The organism is Micromonospora sp. NPDC049374 (assembly GCF_040677165.1).
Classification (GTDB): Bacteria; Actinomycetota; Actinomycetes; order Mycobacteriales; family Micromonosporaceae; genus Micromonospora.
In genome coordinates this window covers 1-16,497 of sequence record NZ_JBFAQH010000010.1, presented here as the reverse complement: position 1 = coordinate 16,497, position 16,497 = coordinate 1, and the positions used below count along the sequence as shown (strand labels likewise).

Genomic DNA, 16,497 nt, shown 5'->3' with positions numbered 1-16,497 from the left:
CCCCTCCTAGACGACGAGCCGGCGGGCGAAGACGCGGCGGGCGAGCAACCATCCTCCGGCCGCCCAGGCGGCCAGGTAGCACAGGTGACCGGCGACCGACCACTGCGGGGCGACGCCGAGCACCGCCGCCCGGCACAGGTCCACGGCGTGCCAGAGCGGCGTGACGTACGCGAGCCAGCGCAGCACCAGCGGCAGCGACTCGACCGGGAAGAACACCCCGGCGAACAGGGTCATCGGGATCACCGCGAAGCGGTACAGCATGGCGAGCCAACTGTCCGAGTCGACAGATGCCGCGTACGCGAAGGTGGGTGCGGCGACAGCCAGCGCGAGCAGCGCCACCACCGGCACCGCCAGCACCGCCCACGGCGACCGCAGCGCCCCCAGCGCGCCGGTCACCAGGAGGAACGCGATGACCGAGGTCAGCACCCGGAACAGCACGAACGACAGGTGGCCGGCGAGGATGTCGCCGACCCGCAGCGGCGACGAGCGTTGCCCGAAGTAGATCTTCTGCCACTGGAGGTTGCCGAAGACCGGCCACGTCGACTCGGCGATCGCCACCTGCAACGCCGTCGACGCCAGCAGCCCACCGACGATCCACTCCAGGTACGAGACGCCACCGACACCCCGGTCGATGTACGCGCCGACACCCACCCCGAACCCGAGCACGGTAAGTGTGGGCAGCAGGAAGGACGAGAAGGCACCGGCCCGCCAGGTGCGCCGGTAACCCACCAGGTGGTATTCGAGCACCCTCAGCGCCGGCACCCGCGGCAGGGCGGGTCGGTCCCGGGTCAGTTGTGCCATGGCAGCCCCTTCGGTGTGCTGGCTCAGTCGACGAGGGTGCGGCCGGTGAGGTGCAGAAAGACGTCCTCCAGGCTGCTGCGCCGGACCAGCACGTTCGTCGGGTGCAGCCCGAGCGCGGCGACCTCGGCCACCGTCGCGTCGCCGTCGGGCACGTAGACCAGGATCCGGTCGGGCAGCACCTCGACCCGCTCCCCCAGGGCGTCCAGCTTGCCGGCGAACGCCTCCTGTGATTCGGCGACGAACCGTAGCTCGACCACCTCGCGGGTGGCATGTTGCTCGATGAGCGCGCGCGGCGACCCCTCGGCGACGATCCGACCGCCGTCCATCACGACCAACCGGTCGCAGAGCTGCTCGGCCTCGTCCATGTAGTGCGTGGTGAGCACAAGCGTGACGCCCTGCTGCTTGAGCCGGAACAGCCGTTCCCAGACCAGGTGCCGGGCCTGCGGGTCGAGACCTGTGGTCGGCTCGTCGAGCAGCACGATGTCGGGCTCGTTGACGAGTGCGCGGGCGATGGTGAGCCGGCGCTTCATGCCGCCGGAGAGCGGCTCGACCTTGCTGTCCGCCCGGTCGCTGAGCTGCACGAAGTCGAGCAACTCGGCGGCCCGGGCCCGGGCCACCCGGCGTGGAATGCCGAAGTAGCGCGCGTACGTCGTCAGGTTTTCCCGGACGGTCAGCTCGGGGTCGAGGTTGTCCAGCTGTGGACACACCCCGAGCCGAGCCCGGATGGCTGGCCCGTCCCGCACCGGATCCATGCCCAGGATGCGCAGCTCCCCGCCGCTGGGCGGCGAGGTGCAGCCGACCATCCGCATGGTGGACGACTTGCCGGCACCGTTGGGCCCCAGGAAGCCGAACGCCTCACCGGCGCGGACCTCCACGTCGATGCCGTCGACGGCGGTGAAGTCGCCGAACCGCTTCACCAGCCCCCGTGCCTGGATGAGTGGTTGTGCCATGGTCACCCCCGGACCCTAGACACCCGGTCCGACACTTCCCACCCGATTACGGCGGCGTGGCGGGGTCAGAGGTCCTGGGGGGTGGTGGCGGCGCGGGCGGCGGCGACGAGGCGGTCGGTCTCGGCGAGGACGTCCGGGTCGTCGGTGGGGGTGCCGGGGTCGTAGTGGACCATCCAGGTCAGACCGTCACTACCGGAAACCCGCCGACCGACGATGCGGCCGGATCCGCCGGGCACGGCGTGGTGCTGGGTGTACGCGACGGAGCGGGTGACCCGGGTGCGTACCTGGTGCGGCAGGTCACCCGGATCGAGCAGCAGATACCGCTCGGCCGGCAGCTCGGCGACCACCAGGTAGCCGTCCCGCTCGGCGACCCGCTCGCCCGGGATCACGGTCAGCTCCCGGCCCGACCAGACGGCCTTCACCACGTCGTGCCAACCGATCCGGTGACCCCGGCCGGGCAGCCAGAGCCCGAGATTGCTGGCGACCACCACCCCGTCGCCCTCCCCGTTGCCGGCGGCAGCCCAGGCCAGCACCCGTTCGTCGCGCTCCAGCGGTGGCCGGTCGGCCGGTGGCAGCTTCGGCCGGCGGCGGAACAGTGGCATTCCTACAACCCTCCCGCCGCCTGCTCGCGCAGGGCACGGGCGTGCTGCTCCAGCGAGAGCAGCTCACCGAAGGCGGCGAAGTACTCGTCCTTGTTGTTTACCGGATTGATCCGCTGGATCCGGGACTTCAGCTCCCGGATCCGTGCGGTGACCGACCCCCACTGCAACCGGGCCATGGTGATCGAGACGTAGCGCGGATCCGGTTCACCGTCGATCCGCAATGGTTCCACGGCCAGCTCACCGACCAGGGCCTGGGCGGCGAGATCCGCGCAGGCGTCGCGTACCGCTTCGATCCACACCGCGCCGCCGGCCGCCGACGCGACCCCGCCGGCTGCGGCGACCGCCGCCCGGACGGCCACGTGCACCGGGTGCCGATAGTCGGTCGCCTCGACCGCGTCGAACATCGGACCGGCCAGCACCGGCTCCTGGAGGGCCAGCTTCAGCGCCTCCCGCTCGACCATCGACTGCGGGCTGTCCACGCTCGGCTCGGCCCGGGCGGCCCGGGCGGGCGGGCCGTTCTCCGGTCGTCCCGAGACGGCGGTCAGCACCGCCCGCTGCACCGGTTCGATCTCCATGCCGAGGTCGCCGGCGAGCTTGCGAACGTACTCCGGACGCTTCTCCCGGTCCTTGAGCTTCGCCACCAGGGGCGCGGCACGCCGCATCGCCTCGACCCGGCCGTCAACGGTGTCCAGGTCGTACCGGCTGATCACGTGGCGCAGCGCGAAGTCGACAAGCGGCTCGCGGCGGGCGACCAGGTCCCGCACGGCCAGGTCGCCCTTTGCCAGCCGCAGCTCGCACGGGTCCATGTTGTCGGGGCTGACCGCGATGAAGGTACGCCCGACGAAGCGCTGGTCGTCGTCGAAGGCGCGCAGCGCGGCCTTCTGCCCGGCCGCGTCCCCGTCGAAGGTGAAGATGATCTCGCCAGCGACGGCGTCGGTGTCCAGCAGCAGCCGGCGCAGCACGCCGATGTGGTCGGCGCCGAAGGCGGTGCCGCAGGTCGCCACGGCGGTCGGCACACCGGCCAGGTGGCAGGCCATCACGTCGGTGTAGCCCTCGACCACCACCACCCGGCCCTGCTTGGCGATCTCCCGTTTGGCCTGGTCGATGCCGTAGAGCACGTGGGACTTCTTGTAGATCGGCGTCTCGGGGGTGTTCAGGTACTTCGGGCCGTCGTCGTCGGCGAAGAGCTTGCGGGCGCCGAAGCCGATCACGTCGCCGGTCAGGTCCCGGATCGGCCAGAGCAGCCGGCGGCGGAACCGGTCGATCAGGCTGCCCGAGCGGGCCGGGCGGGACAGCCCGGCGGTGACCAGTTCGTCGTGGCTGAAGCCACGCTGACGCAGGTGCTTGGTGAGCAGGTCCCAGCCGTCGGGGGCGAAGCCACAGCCGTACCGCTGCGCGGCGGCCCGGTCGAAGCCCCGCTCGGCCAGGAACTCCCGGGCGGGACGCGCGCCGGCCGTGGCCAACTGCGCGGTGTAGAACTCGACGGCGGCGGCGTGCGCGGCCACCAGCCGCTGCTTCTGCCCCTGCTGCGGGCGGTTCGGTCGAGGCGCGGACCGGTCGTCCTCCACGTACCGCAGTTGCAGACCGGCACGGGCGGCGAGCCGCTCCACCGCCTCGACAAAGCTGAGGTGCTCGGCGTCCATCAGGAACTTGATGGCGTCGCCGCCGGCACCGCAGCCGAAGCAGTACCAGACGTTGCGGGCGGGCGAGACGTTGAACGACGGGCTCTTCTCGTCGTGGAAGGGGCAGAGCCCCTTGAGGTTGCCGCCGCCGGCCGACTTGAGCGTCACCGTGTCGGAGATGATCTCGGCGATGGACGTCCGCTCGCGGACCAGCGCGATGTCCTCGTCCCGGATCCGCCCCGCCATTGCGCCACCTCCTCGACCTACATCCTGCCCTGCCCGCTCGGGGAGTGAGGAAGGGCCCCTTGTTGACGTCTCCGGTAGCGGAAGGGCCCTGCCCAACGGCGCGGGCGGCGGCCGACGCGGGGCACCGACGCCGACGCCGCGCCGTTCCGGCACAGCGGCGGGACGGCGCGGCGTGGGCGGTCAGAACGGTCAGCGGGGGCGTCGCCGCAGGTAGCGGCGTACCGGCGGCGGATCCTCCTCCTCGTACGATCGGGCGGCGCGCACCGCTTCGGCCAGGCCGTGCGGGCGGTTACGCGTCGGCGCGGCCAGCAGTGGATCGCCGGCCATGTCCTTGACCAGTGCCACGGCCAGCCCGAGCATCACCACCACGAACGGCAACGCCACCATGATGGTGGCCTGTTGCAGCGCATCCAGCCCACCGACGAGCAGCAGCACGGCGGCGACCGCGCCGATCAGGATTCCCCAGCTGACCACGACCAGCCGGTGCGGACGCAGCGCGCCCCGGGAGGTCAGCGAGCCGAGCACCAGCGAGGCGGAGTCGGCGCTGGTGACGAAGTACAGCGCGATGAGCACCATGGCCAGCACGCCGGTCAGCGCCGCCAACGGCAGCGCGTCGAGCAGACCGAACAGCGCCTGCTCACTGCTGGCGGAGGCGTCCGCCACGAGGTCGCGTACTCCGGTGGCCTGCACGCGGAGCGCGCTGCCGCCCATGATCGCGAACCAGACGGCGCTGGCGCCACTGGGCACCAGGAGCACGCCGATCAGGAACTGCCGCACGCTTCGCCCACGGGAGATGCGGGCGATGAAGGTGCCGACGAACGGTGCCCAGGAGATCCACCACGCCCAGTAGAAGATCGTCCAGCCGCCCAGCCAGGCCGGGTCGGAGAACGCCCCGGTCCGGGTGGACATGAAGACGAGGTTGCTGAGGTAGTCGCCGATCGAGGCGGGCAGCACCTCAAGGGTGTAGATGGTCGGCCCGACCACGAACACGAACAGCATCAGTGCGACGGCCAGCACCACGTTGGTGGTGGAGAGCCACTTGATGCCCCGGTGCAGACCGGTGAAGGCGGAGATGACGAAGGCCAGCGTCAGCGCCCCGATGACCACCAGTTCCACCGCGGTGCTGTCCGGCACCCCGGCGACCAGGTCCAGGCCGGCGGCGACCTGAAGGGCGCCGAGCCCGAGGCTGGTGGCGGAGCCGAAGACGGTGGCGAAGACGGCCAGCAGGTCGATGACCTGACCTACGGGGCCGTCGGCGCGGTCGCCGATGAGTGGCCGGAACGCCGCCGAGATCCGGTTCTGCCGGCCCCGACGGAACGTCGAGTACGCCAGGGCCAGCGCCACCACCGCGTAGATCGCCCACGGGTGCAGGGTCCAGTGGAAGAGGGTGAACTGCATGGCCGCCGATGCCGCCTGCCCGGTCTGCGGCTCGACGCCGGCCGCCGGTGGCGGTGCCGCGTAGTGCTGGATGGGCTCGGCCACGGCGAAGAAAACCAGGCCGATGCCCATGCCGGCGCTGAACATCATGGCGATCCAGGCCAGCGTGCTGAACTCCGGTTCGTCGTCGTCCTTGCCGAGCCGGATCCGGCCGAACCGGGACAGCGCCAGCACCACCGCAAGCACCAGGAAGGCGTTGGCCGCCACCACGAAGAACCAGCCGAACGTGCCGATCACCCAGGCCAGACCCGATTCGCCGACGCTCGCCAGCGAATCACGGGCCAGCACCCCCCAGAGCACCACGGCGAGCACTCCGCCGACGCCCAGGCCGAGCACGATCGGGTCGATCGTGCCACCCTTACCGCCGTGTTCGGCGGCCTTCTCGTCTACCTGCTCGCTCATGGTCACCCCTGACCATCCTCCCGCTCCCCCGCCGTCGTGCTCCGAAATTCCGGCTAATCGCACCCTGAGAGTCGACTTCAGCCGTTCAGGGGCGAGTTGGGGTGCCACCTTGCCGGTTATCGGCCCGATGGTCAACCGAGCGGCGCGGGAACGCGCCCCTGCTCGTCGGCCTCGACCTGGCGGTTCCAGTCGGGCTTGGTGGCCCGCCAGCCCTCGTCGTCCAGGCCCTTTCGCCAGTAGCCGGAAATGGACAGCCACTCGCGGGGAACCGACCGCTCCACCCGCAGCAACCGGCGCAACTGGCGGACGAAGGCCGCCTCACCGTGCACGAAGGCGTGCACCGTGCCGGGCGGGAAATCCAACTCACGCACCGCGGCCACCAGCGCCTCACCCACCGGGCGTACGCCTCGGTGCAGCCAGGTCAGCCGTACCGCGCCGGGGCTGGGCAACGGCTGTTCGTCGGCCGGGCCGTCGACCTCGACGAAGACGTGCGCGGGCGCGCCGACGGGCAGCCGGGCCAGGGAAGCGGCGATCGCCGGCAGGGCGCTCTCGTCGCCGACCAGCAGGTGCCAGTCGGCCGCCGGGCTCGGCGCGTACGCCCCACCCGGGCCGACGAACAGCACCTCGTCGCCGGGGCGCAGCGCCGCCGCCCACGGGCCGGCCAGCCCTTCGTCACCGTGGTGCACCACGTCGACGGTCAGCTCCCCGGCCACCGCGTCCCAGGCGCGGACCGTGTACGCGCGCAGCCGGGGCCACTGCTCGCGAGGCAGGTCGCGGCGAATGGCGGCGAGATCGATCGGGCGCGGGTGGTCGACTCCGGCGACCGGAAAGACGATCTTGATGTAGTGGTCGGTGAACTCGCCGACCGGCAGGCCGGCCAGTTCCTCCCCGCCGAGGACCAGCCGGACCACGTGTGGGGTGGGCCGCTCGGTACGCAGTACGCGGGCGGAGGTGACCTTCTTCGGGCGATCCGTCATTCGGTTAGGCTAACCTCACTCACGGCGTGCCGTTCAACCCCCAACCCCGGTGTCAGCTTCTGATCAGGCGATCGTGCCAGGCCAGGGCGGCGGGATCGGTAAGCGAAGCCACCTGGTCGATCACCACCCGCAGTCGGGCATCGTCGTCGGCTGCGTCCCGCCACAGCGGTGCGAAGACCGGATCCAGCGCTTCCGGTGCCCGCGCGGCCAGCGTTCCCACGAGCCCCGCGACGATCTCCCGCTGCCGCTGGTAGCGGCCCTGCGCGCCGGGCCGACGCATCACGTAGCGCAGGGCGATCCCCTTGAGCAGCGCGCACCGGGCACGCAACGCCCGGGGTACGACCAGCTCGGCCGCGTACCGTCGGTGCGCTCCCGGGCCGAACCGTTCGGTGGTGGCGGCGACGGCGGTCGCCACGAACCGGCCGGTCAGCACGCTGGTGGTGGCCTTGAGTGCGGCCTGGGCCCGATGGCTGCCGTCGTAGCCGGCCAGCGGGGCGAGCACCGGGTCGGCGAGCAGGCCGGCCAGCGTCTCGGCAAGGTAGTCGGACGACTCGGTCGAGTAGACGGCGGCGACGTCGGCGCAGAGCGCCGCCCGCTCGTCGGAATCGATGAGCAGCGGCTCCAGCGTGAGATATCCGCCGTGGATGCCGTCCTCGACGTCGTGCACCGAGTACGCCACGTCGTCGGCCCAGTCCATCACCTGTGCCTCCAGGCACTGCCGCTCGCGGGCCGGGGAGCCCTGCCGCAGCCAGGCGAAGGCGGGCAGGTCGTCGGCGTACACCCCGAACTTGCGCCGGCCAGGCTGGCGGGTCCACGGGTATTTGCCGACCGCGTCCAGCGAGGCACGGGTCAGGTTCAGCCCGGCGGACGTCCCGTCCGGGCCGTACACCTTGGCCTCCAGCCGGGTCAGTACCCGCAGCGTCTGGGCGTTGCCCTCGAACCCACCGCAGTCGGCGGCCAGTTCGTCGAGCGCGGCCTCGCCGTTGTGACCGAACGGCGGGTGCCCGAGGTCGTGCGCCAGCCCGGCGGTGTCCACCACGTCCGGGTCACAGCCCAGCCGGGCGCCCATCTCACGGGCGATCTGGGCCACCTCCAGCGAGTGGGTCAGCCGGGTACGCAGGAAGTCGTCGGTGCCGGCCGTGTGCACCTGGGTCTTCGCGGCCAGCCGGCGGAACGCCGCCGAGTGCAGCACCCGGGCCCGGTCCCGCTCGTACGGGGACCGGCCGTGCTCCGGGTCCTTGACCGGCTCCGCGACCCGACGCGCCGCGTCCGGCCCACCGGACGCAGCACTCAATCCCCACGCTGCCGCAGCACGCAGAACTCGTTGCCCTCCGGGTCGGCCAGCACCGTCCAGTCGTCGCCGTCCTGGCCGATGTCGACGTGCCGGGCACCCATGTCGACAAGCCGTTCCACCTCGGCTTCCCGGTCGATCGGGCGCAGGTCGAGGTGCAGCCGGTTCTTGCCCTCCTTGACGCCGGTCACCGGCACGAAGACGATGCCGGGCAGCTGGTCCGCGCTCTGCCGGATCTCCACCTCGTCCGGCCGCTCCTCGACCACCTGGTACCCGAGCGCCTCGGCCCACCAGCGGGCCAGCCGACCCGGGTCACGGGCGTCGACGGTCAGGCTCTCCCACACGGCGGTCATGCCGGCACCGCCACCGCGACACCGACAGCCTCTGACAACTCGGTACGCGATCCCATCCGGCCACCCCTTCGCGAAACGACGGTCCACGGGCGAAGTCAGGTTACGCCCGGGGGCCCGGTTCGGCTCGCCGGCGACGTGCCCACGGCGGGTCCACATCCTCCGATCAGACGAGAGTTGTCGCCCGATTGCCGACGGTAACGGGATCGCACTCATCGACATCCACGGGTAGCGTCGCCATCGCGGAACGTCACCTGTTGCGGCGAGACACGACCGGTGGGAGAGACACGCTCGTGAACGCGGAAACGATGATGGGTACCGAGCTCCGAGGGCTGCGCCGACGCCGTCCAGAGGTCGCCGGCACGGTCCTCGCCGGCACGGACGGCCTGCTCATCTCCAGCGATCTGCCTACGACCGACGCCACCCACCTGGCGGCGCTGGCCGCGGCCAGCTTCGGCCTCGGGCATCGGATGGCGGCCACCGTGCGGCAGGGCGAGTTCCACGAGTCCGTGGTGCACACGGCCGCCGGTTGCGTGGTCACCTACCCGGCCGGTCGGGACGCCCTGCTGACCCTGGTCGCCGCACCGGGAGCGGATCTGGCGGCACTCCGCGAGGAGGCCCGTGGGGTGGTCCGCCGCGCCGGCCCCGCCCTCGCCGCCTGCCGCCGCCCGACGCTGCTGCCCCACCAACCGGATCCGCACGCCCCGCTGGCGGTGCGCACGCCCATGGCCACAATGCCGAACCAGCGCCCCCGCCGCGACCCGTCGATCACCTGGCGCCGCCCCCCGATCTGACCGCAGGACACCGGGCATCGCGAGGACACCGAGCATCGCGCGACAACATCGGGGATGGTGCTGCCTCGCCGGTGGCTCGACAGAGCGCCATCCCCGATGTCGCTGCTTCGGGCGTGCGGTCAGCGGCTGTCCGAGCCGGTGGTGATCACTGCGGCCCGGCCTGCCTCCAGCCGCGCCACCGGCACCCGGAACGGCGAGCAGGAGACGTAGTCCAGCCCGACGGAGTGGAAGAAGTGCACCGAGTCGGGATCGCCGCCGTGTTCGCCGCAGACCCCGATCTTCAGCCCCGGACGGGCCGCCCGTCCCTCCTCGGCGGCGATGCGGACCAGGCGGCCGATGCCGTCCGCGTCGATGGACTCGAACGGTGAGATGCCGAAGATGCCCAGCTCCAGGTAGCGCCAGAAGAACGCCCCCTCCACGTCGTCGCGGGAGAAGCCCCAACCCATCTGGGTCAGGTCGTTGGTGCCGAAGGAGAAGAACTCGGCCGCCTCGGCGATCTGCCCGGCGGTCAACGCTGCCCGGGGCACCTCGATCATCGTGCCGATCAGGACGTCGACGTCGCTGCCGCCGACCACCTCGGCGATGATCCGCTCGGCTTCGGTGCGTACCGTCTCCAGTTCCTGGACCGCACCGACCAGCGGGACCATGATTTCTGGGCAGGACCGGATCCCCTGGCGGGTGCACTCCACGGCCGCCTCGGTGATCGCCCGGACCTGCATCGCGAACAGTCCGGGGATGACCAGACCCAGGCGTACGCCGCGCAGCCCGAGCATCGGGTTCTCCTCGTGCATCCGGCGCACCGCCGCCAGCAGCGCCTCCTCCTTGGCGACGTCCTCACCGCGTTCCTGGGCGACCGCCACGTTCACGGCGAGCTGCTCCAGCGGCGGCAGGAACTCGTGCAGCGGCGGGTCGATCAACCGGACGGTGACCGGCAACCCGTCCATCTCCCGGAAGATCTCCACGAAATCGGCCCGCTGCAACGGCAGCAGCGCGGCGAGCGCGTCCTCCCGCTCGGCCGGATCGCGGGCCAGGATCAGCCGTTCCACCAGCTCGCGACGGTCACCGAGAAACATGTGCTCGGTGCGGCACAGCCCGATGCCCTCGGCGCCGAAGCGCCGGGCCCGGGCCGCGTCGGCAGCGGTGTCGGCGTTGGTACGTACCGCCAGACGCCGGCTGGCATCGGCGTGCGACATGATCCGGTGTACGGCCTTGACCAGGGCATCGTCCATGGTCGCCGGGTCGAGTTCGCCCTCGAAGTACCGCACCACCTCCGACGGGCTGACCGGCACCTCGCCCAGGTACACCTTGCCGGTGGTGCCGTCGATGGAGACGACGTCGCCCTCGGTGACCGTGTGTCCGGCGACGGCGAACCGCCGCTTCGGCACGTCGATGTCGAGTTCGTCGGCGCCCGAGACGCAGGTCTTGCCCATTCCCCGGGCCACCACCGCGGCGTGACTGGTCTTGCCGCCCCGCGAGGTGAGGATGCCCCGGGCGGCGATCATGCCGTTCAGGTCGTCCGGGTTGGTCTCCCGACGGACCAGGATCACGGCCTCGCCCTGGGCGGCCAACTCGACCGCGCGGGCCGAGGTGAAGACCACCTTGCCGACCGCCGCGCCCGGCGAGGCGCCAATGCCGGTGGCGACCGGCTGGACATCGTGGTCGAGCTGGAAGCGCGGGAACATCAACTGGGCCAGTTGCGCGCCGTTGACCCGGTGCAGGGCCTCGTCGAGGTCGATCAGGCCTTCGTCGACGAGTTGGCCGGCGATGACGAACGCGGCGGCGGCGGTGCGCTTGCCGACCCGGGTCTGGAGCATCCACAGCTTGCCGCGCTCAATGGTGAACTCGATGTCACACAGGTCCCGGTAGTGCCGCTCCAGCCGGGCCATGTAGTCGAGCAGCTCGTCGTAGGAGTCCTTGTCGATCCGCTCCAGCTCCTGCAACGGCACGGTGTTGCGGATGCCGGCGACCACGTCCTCGCCCTGCGCGTTGGCCAGGTAGTCGCCGTAGATGCCCTGGGCGCCGCTGGCCGGGTCGCGAGTGAAGGCGACGCCGGTGCCGGAGTCGGGCCCGAGGTTGCCGAAGACCATCGCCACCACGTTCACGGCGGTGCCCAGGTCGGCCGGGATCCGCTCCTGCCTGCGGTAGACCACCGCCCGCTCGGCGTTCCACGACTCGAAGACCGCCCGCACGGCGAGGTCGAGCTGTTCGCGTGGCTCCTGCGGAAACTCCCGCCCGGTGTGTTTGGTGAAGATCTTTTTGTACGCGTCGACCAGCCTGCGCAGGTCGTCCGCGTCCAGGTCCAGGTCGAGGTCGGTGCCCTTGGCGCGCTTGGCCTCGTCGAGCGCGTGCTCGAACTCCTCGCCGGGCACGTCGCAGACGGTCTTGCCGAACATCTGGATCAGCCGGCGGTAGGAGTCCCAGGCGAACCGGTCCGCGCCGCCGGAGGCGGCCGGTTCGGCCGAGCCACCGGCCTGCCGGGCCAGTCCTTCGACGCTGCGGTCGTTGAGACCGACGTTGAGCACGGTCTCCATCATTCCGGGCATCGAGAACTTCGCCCCGGAGCGTACGGAGACCAGCAGGGGGTCATCCGGGTCGCCGAGTCGCCGGCCCATCTCGCGCTCCAGCGCCGTCAGGTGCGCGGTGGTCTGGTCGGCCAGCCCGGCCGGTTCCGCACCCGTGTCGAGGTACGCCTTGCACGCCTCGGTGGTGATGGTGAAGCCGGGCGGCACCGGCAGGCCGAGATTGGTCATCTCGGCCAGGTTCGCTCCCTTGCCGCCGAGGAGGTCCTTAAGGTCCTTGTTGCCCTCGGCGAAGTCGTAGACGTACTTGTGCTCAACCGTCTCTTGCGCTGCCACCAGAGCCTCCCACGCGCCCGGATTGACACTTAACGAAGGTTCAGTTTTTTGATACCCCGAATCCATCGGCTGGTAATCCGGGGAGTCGTGCCGATCGGTGGGCGAAGGCTAAGCGACCAACGCGCGGCCTGGGAGCATTCGGTGACAATAGGCACAGCAATCACGACTGTTCGCGTTCAGCACAGTTTTTGGGAACGGTTCCACGCGCAGATTCACGCAATTGCCGGCCTCCCCGTACGCTAGACGGCACGCTCTGTGACCACCCCGCACCATTGCCACAACCGCCGCGAATACACCCCCTCGGGAGTCCTCGTGTCCGCCGCACCCAGCACCGCACCGGAGCCACTCGACCCGCCCCACCCCGCCGACGTCACCGCGCCGTCCGAGGCGACGCCCGCCCCGGAGGTGGAGGCCGTCGCCGCAGGCCAGGCCGCCGCAGTTGGCAGGGCCGCCGCGGAGGCGAACGCCGCTGCCGGAGCCGGAACGACCGCGCGGGCGAACACGGCTGCCGGGGCCGAGACGGCCGCGCACGCGGACGATGCCGCTCAGGCTGCCGGGCGTACCGCCGGGGAGTTGGCCCGGACGGCGGAGCGGCACGCGGCGGCGCTGCTCGCACCGCCGGCACCGACCCGGCTGGGCGACGTGGTGCCCGCGCCGGAACGGGTCGAACCGGACGCGACGGCCGACTACCTGCTCGCCGCCGACGCGGTGATCCGAGTCAGCGCCGATCCGGCCGCCGTGGCCGTCGCCGGGCATCTCGCCGCGCTGCTGCGCCCGGCCACCGGATACCCGCTGCCGGTGACCGACGCCGCCACGCCCGTACCGTCCGGTGGCATCGCCCTCGACCTGACCGGCGAGGCCGCAATGGGCGAGGGGGGCTACCGGCTGGACATCACCACCGACGGCGTACGCATCGCCGGCGGCACCGCCGCCGGGCTCTTCCACGGGGTGCAGACGCTGCGGCAGCTGCTGCCGGCCGCCGTCGAGAGCGCCACCCCGGTCACCGAACGCTGGGTGCTGCCGGGTGGCTCGATCCTCGACCGCCCCCGCTACCCGCACCGGGGAGCGATGCTCGACGTGGCCCGGCACTTCTTCGGCGTCACCGACGTGCTGCGGGTGATCGACCACCTGGCCCGGTACAAGCTCAACCGGCTGCACCTGCACCTCACCGACGACCAGGGCTGGCGGATCGCGATCGACTCCTGGCCCCGGCTGGCCACCGTCGGCGGGGCCGGCGCGGTCGGCGACGCCCCCGGCGGGTACTACACCCGGGCGGACTACCAACGGATCGTGGCGTACGCCGCCGAGCGGCACATCACCGTGATCCCCGAGATCGACCTGCCCGGTCACACCCACGCGGCGTTGACCGCGTACGGCGAGCTGGCACCCGACCGAATCGCACCGCCGCCGTACACCGGCACCGAGGTCGGCTTCAGCTACGTCGACCCGGCCAGCGAGCGCACGTACGACTTCGTCGCCGACGTGCTGGGCGAGATCGCCGCGCTCACCCCCGGACGGTGGCTGCACATCGGTGGCGACGAGGCGTTCAAGGTGCCCGCCGAGGTGTACGCCGGTTTCGTCGAACGGGTGCAGCGCATCGTCGCCGGGCTGGGCCGGGACGTGATCGGCTGGCACCAGATCGCCCCCGCCGCCCACGCCGACCGGCGGATCCTCCAGTGGTGGGGCACGACCGGCGAGGACGCGGTGACCGCCGAGGCGGTACGTCGGGGGGCCCGGTTGATCCTCTCCCCCGGCAACCACGCGTACCTCGACATGAAGTACGCCCCGGACACCCCGATCGGGCACGACTGGGCTGGCCTGATCGACGTACACCGGGCGTACGACTGGGACCCGGCCAACCATCTGGCCGACGTACCGGCCGAGGCGGTGCTCGGCGTCGAGGCGCCGCTGTGGACCGAGTCGGTGACCACGCTCGCAGAGATCGAGTTCATGCTGTTCCCCCGGCTGCCCGCCATCGCCGAGCTGGGCTGGTCACCCCGGTCGACGCACGACTGGAGCGCGTTCCGCGAGCGGCTGGCGACACACGGCCCGCGGTGGGCCACTGCGGGCATCACGTACCACCGTTCTCCTGAGCTGCCCTGGCCGACGACGCCGGTGCCCGCACCGCGCAGGCCGTCGGCCGACGATGTCGGACAGGCGCCGGTCAGCCGCCTCGACGAGACGCCAGTCCGTCCAGGAACAGCTCCAGACCGAGGGTGAAGCGGTCCACCGGGCCGGCGACGAACAGTGCGTCGCGCAGCGCGACGGTGTGCGGGAAGCGGTCCGCAGGCAGGTGGCGGTAGTACTGCGCGACGGCCGCCCAGCGCCGTTGGACCGCCTCCGGGCCATCGTGGGGCGCCCGCTGCCGCGCGGTGTCGAGGGCGTCGGCGGTGACGTAGAGGGAAAGCCGGTCGACCGCCCACGCGCAGACCTCGTCCGGAAAACCAGCCGTACGCAGAATCGCCAGTAACGCCTCAGCGATGTGGGCTGGACTGTCGCCGACCGGTGGACCCGACATGGCCACCGCGGCGATGTCGTTGTGCGCCAGCAGGACCCGTCGCACCTCGCGGGCCAGCGCGATGAGCGGCCCGCGCCAGTCCTCCGGGTCGGGCGGCGGCACGGCGACCTCGGCCAGCACCCGGTCGAGCACGAGTTCGAGAAGTTCGTCCTTGCCGGTGACGTGCCGGTAGATCGAGGCCGGCCCGGTGCCGAGCGCGTCGGCGACGCTGCGCATGGTGACCGCGTCCACGCCGGCCCGGTCGACCAGGTCGAGTGCGACAGCGACGATCGCCTGCTGGGTCAGCGCCGGCTTCGGCCGGGTGGAACGACGCCGCCGAGCCGGGGGCTCCGCACCACTGTTGATCATCCGGCTTCCTCCGCAATTCCGGTGGCCGCCCCGATCCCGGCGGGACGGCCACAGGGTAGTCGAGGCCCCGACAAACCACCTTGCGAACGGTGTTCGCATCATGCGAACATCGTTCGCATGATGCCGATGAACGCCCTGACCCGTACCGCCCGCGCTGCCGCCGTCCTCGCGCCGACCGCGTTGATCGGCGTGGATCTGGCCGACGGCGCAAGCCGCCCCGGCTATCAGCTCACCCGGCACTGGATCAGCCATTTGTCCCTGGGCGACCGGGGTTGGCTCGGCACCGTCAAGCTGGTCGCCGTCGGGCTACTGGTCGTCGCCATCGCGATCGGGCTGCGGGGCCAGGCGAGGGCGGCCGGCGCGACGCCCCGCCGGGCAACCTGGAGGTCGGTGACGCTCGCCGGGCTGGCCCTGATGGCCGCAGCCGTGTTTCCCATCGATCCCGGCCTCAACTACCCACCGGATGCGGCTGCGGTGCAAACCTGGCACGGCGGACTCCACGACATCGCGGGGCTGGTCGTCGTCGCCGCGCTCGCCGTGACCGCCTGGCGGCTGGGCCGGGATCTCGACCTGATCCGCGCCCACCGAGGTCAGCAGGCAGACATCACCGACAAGCGCAGCACCGGTGAGCGTGCGGACACCCCTGACAGGCTCGCCGGCGAGCAGGCAGGCCCCGCTCGGGACCCCGCCGTCTGGCGGCACCTCGGACGCGGCGTAGCGACGCTTGTGGTGACCGCCTTCCTGACCTGCGCCACGCTCGTCACCCTCGACCATGCCGGGCTGACGCCCGGTGCACCGGGTGGGCTTTTCGAGCGGATCGCGGTGTATGCCGGGATAGCCTGGCTCGGCGTGGCCGCCGCTCGACTCCTGGCCCACCGCCGACGCCCTCAGCCGGCCTCCCGGCACACCGCCGCCTCCGTCGACCGGCAGCCCCGCGCCAATGGCACGGCCGACACCGCTGCGCGGAACGCCGGTGGGGACAATCGTGCACGGCGTGGCCAGATGTCCGATTCGCCGGTGACCGGGGCCACGCCCCCGGCGGAATCGCGGGCCCGGCCCGGTGGTTGTACATGGCGTAACCGCGAGCGCCTCCCAGCGCCGCCCCCGGCCCGGCCGGAATGACCCCCGGCCCCCGGGCGTTACACCCCCGGACAACGCCGAAGCCATCCGCCCTCCCCCGCGAGGACCCCCCGGAATGGCCCCGGCCCACCCGGCGTTACACCACCTCCCGGGCATCACCTGCCGGGCACCGAACGCCGCACAGCGCGTAGCACATCTCCCCTTTCACGCGAGGCCCACCCGCA

The 16,497-nt window shown here is 71.7% G+C and carries 13 protein-coding genes; 3 read left to right on the top strand and 10 right to left on the bottom strand.

The genetic code is table 11. From position 1 onward, the window contains the following. Window positions 1-6: 6 nt before the first annotated feature. From AB0J93_RS17620 to AB0J93_RS17585, 8 genes are all read right to left on the bottom strand, one after another. The gene (locus tag AB0J93_RS17620; RefSeq protein ID WP_363923029.1) at window positions 7-801 is read right to left on the bottom strand and encodes an ABC transporter permease; all 795 of its coding nucleotides are present in this window, start codon (window positions 799-801) and stop codon (window positions 7-9) included. Between the two features lie 23 nt (window positions 802-824). Next, complete coding sequence (locus AB0J93_RS17615) at window positions 825-1,757, bottom strand: ABC transporter ATP-binding protein (RefSeq protein WP_363923027.1); 933 nt, start codon at window positions 1,755-1,757, stop codon at window positions 825-827. A gap of 59 nt (window positions 1,758-1,816) precedes the next feature. Further along, window positions 1,817-2,353 (bottom strand): hypothetical protein, encoded by a 537-nt coding sequence (locus tag AB0J93_RS17610; protein ID WP_363923025.1) that lies wholly within the window; start codon window positions 2,351-2,353, stop codon window positions 1,817-1,819. Window positions 2,354-2,355: 2 nt separating this feature from the next. Continuing rightward, window positions 2,356-4,221, bottom strand: a complete 1,866-nt coding sequence (gene dnaG / locus AB0J93_RS17605) for a DNA primase (protein ID WP_363923023.1) — start codon at window positions 4,219-4,221, stop codon at window positions 2,356-2,358. A 189-nt stretch (window positions 4,222-4,410) separates the two neighbouring features. After that, window positions 4,411-6,060 carry a BCCT family transporter gene (locus AB0J93_RS17600; RefSeq protein WP_363923021.1) on the bottom strand — a complete coding sequence of 550 codons (1,650 nt, stop codon included), beginning with the start codon at window positions 6,058-6,060 and terminating at the stop codon, window positions 4,411-4,413. Between the two features lie 131 nt (window positions 6,061-6,191). Next, window positions 6,192-7,037: a siderophore-interacting protein gene (locus AB0J93_RS17595; RefSeq protein ID WP_363923019.1), complete on the bottom strand. Its 846-nt coding sequence runs from the start codon at window positions 7,035-7,037 to the stop codon at window positions 6,192-6,194. Window positions 7,038-7,089: 52 nt separating this feature from the next. Then, window positions 7,090-8,331 (bottom strand): deoxyguanosinetriphosphate triphosphohydrolase, encoded by a 1,242-nt coding sequence (locus tag AB0J93_RS17590; RefSeq protein ID WP_363923017.1) that lies wholly within the window; start codon window positions 8,329-8,331, stop codon window positions 7,090-7,092. Then, window positions 8,328-8,681, bottom strand: a complete 354-nt coding sequence (locus AB0J93_RS17585; RefSeq protein ID WP_363923015.1) for a VOC family protein — start codon at window positions 8,679-8,681, stop codon at window positions 8,328-8,330. The genes AB0J93_RS17590 and AB0J93_RS17585 overlap by 4 nt, the downstream gene beginning before the upstream one ends. Window positions 8,682-8,989: 308 nt before the next feature. On the opposite strand from AB0J93_RS17585, the gene AB0J93_RS17580 reads away from it, so the two are divergent. Then, window positions 8,990-9,472: a roadblock/LC7 domain-containing protein gene (locus AB0J93_RS17580; protein ID WP_363923013.1), complete on the top strand. Its 483-nt coding sequence runs from the start codon at window positions 8,990-8,992 to the stop codon at window positions 9,470-9,472. 119 nt (window positions 9,473-9,591) lie between these two features. On the opposite strand, the gene ppdK is transcribed toward AB0J93_RS17580, so the two are convergent. Next, window positions 9,592-12,327 (bottom strand): pyruvate, phosphate dikinase, encoded by a 2,736-nt coding sequence (ppdK, locus tag AB0J93_RS17575; protein ID WP_363923011.1) that lies wholly within the window; start codon window positions 12,325-12,327, stop codon window positions 9,592-9,594. A 312-nt stretch (window positions 12,328-12,639) separates the two neighbouring features. On the opposite strand from ppdK, the gene AB0J93_RS17570 reads away from it, so the two are divergent. Further along, window positions 12,640-14,547: a beta-N-acetylhexosaminidase gene (locus tag AB0J93_RS17570; protein ID WP_363923009.1), complete on the top strand. Its 1,908-nt coding sequence runs from the start codon at window positions 12,640-12,642 to the stop codon at window positions 14,545-14,547. Here AB0J93_RS17570 and AB0J93_RS17565 read toward each other — a convergent pair. Beyond that, entirely contained in the window at window positions 14,492-15,193 is a 702-nt protein-coding gene (locus tag AB0J93_RS17565) for a TetR/AcrR family transcriptional regulator (RefSeq protein WP_363923007.1), read from the bottom strand. The two genes, AB0J93_RS17570 and AB0J93_RS17565, sit on opposite strands and share 56 nt — an antisense overlap. A gap of 126 nt (window positions 15,194-15,319) precedes the next feature. Here AB0J93_RS17565 and AB0J93_RS17560 point away from each other — a divergent pair, with 126 nt between their 5' ends. After that, entirely contained in the window at window positions 15,320-16,315 is a 996-nt protein-coding gene (locus AB0J93_RS17560) for a DUF998 domain-containing protein (protein ID WP_363923005.1), read from the top strand. Window positions 16,316-16,497: the final 182 nt, after the last annotated feature.

Bases quoted from the DNA above. Each gene is read 5' to 3' on its own strand.
- AB0J93_RS17620 (WP_363923029.1), bottom strand. From the start codon at position 801: ATGGCACAACTGACCCGGGACCGACCCGCCCTGCCGCGGGTGCCGGCG.
- AB0J93_RS17610 (WP_363923025.1), bottom strand. From the start codon at position 2,353: ATGCCACTGTTCCGCCGCCGGCCGAAGCTGCCACCGGCCGACCGGCCA.
- dnaG (WP_363923023.1), bottom strand. From the start codon at position 4,221: ATGGCGGGGCGGATCCGGGACGAGGACATCGCGCTGGTCCGCGAGCGG.
- AB0J93_RS17600 (WP_363923021.1), bottom strand. From the start codon at position 6,060: ATGAGCGAGCAGGTAGACGAGAAGGCCGCCGAACACGGCGGTAAGGGT.
- AB0J93_RS17595 (WP_363923019.1), bottom strand. From the start codon at position 7,037: ATGACGGATCGCCCGAAGAAGGTCACCTCCGCCCGCGTACTGCGTACC.
- AB0J93_RS17585 (WP_363923015.1), bottom strand. From the start codon at position 8,681: ATGACCGCCGTGTGGGAGAGCCTGACCGTCGACGCCCGTGACCCGGGT.
- AB0J93_RS17580 (WP_363923013.1), top strand. From the start codon at position 8,990: ATGGGTACCGAGCTCCGAGGGCTGCGCCGACGCCGTCCAGAGGTCGCC.
- AB0J93_RS17565 (WP_363923007.1), bottom strand. From the start codon at position 15,193: ATGATCAACAGTGGTGCGGAGCCCCCGGCTCGGCGGCGTCGTTCCACC.
- AB0J93_RS17560 (WP_363923005.1), top strand. From the start codon at position 15,320: ATGAACGCCCTGACCCGTACCGCCCGCGCTGCCGCCGTCCTCGCGCCG.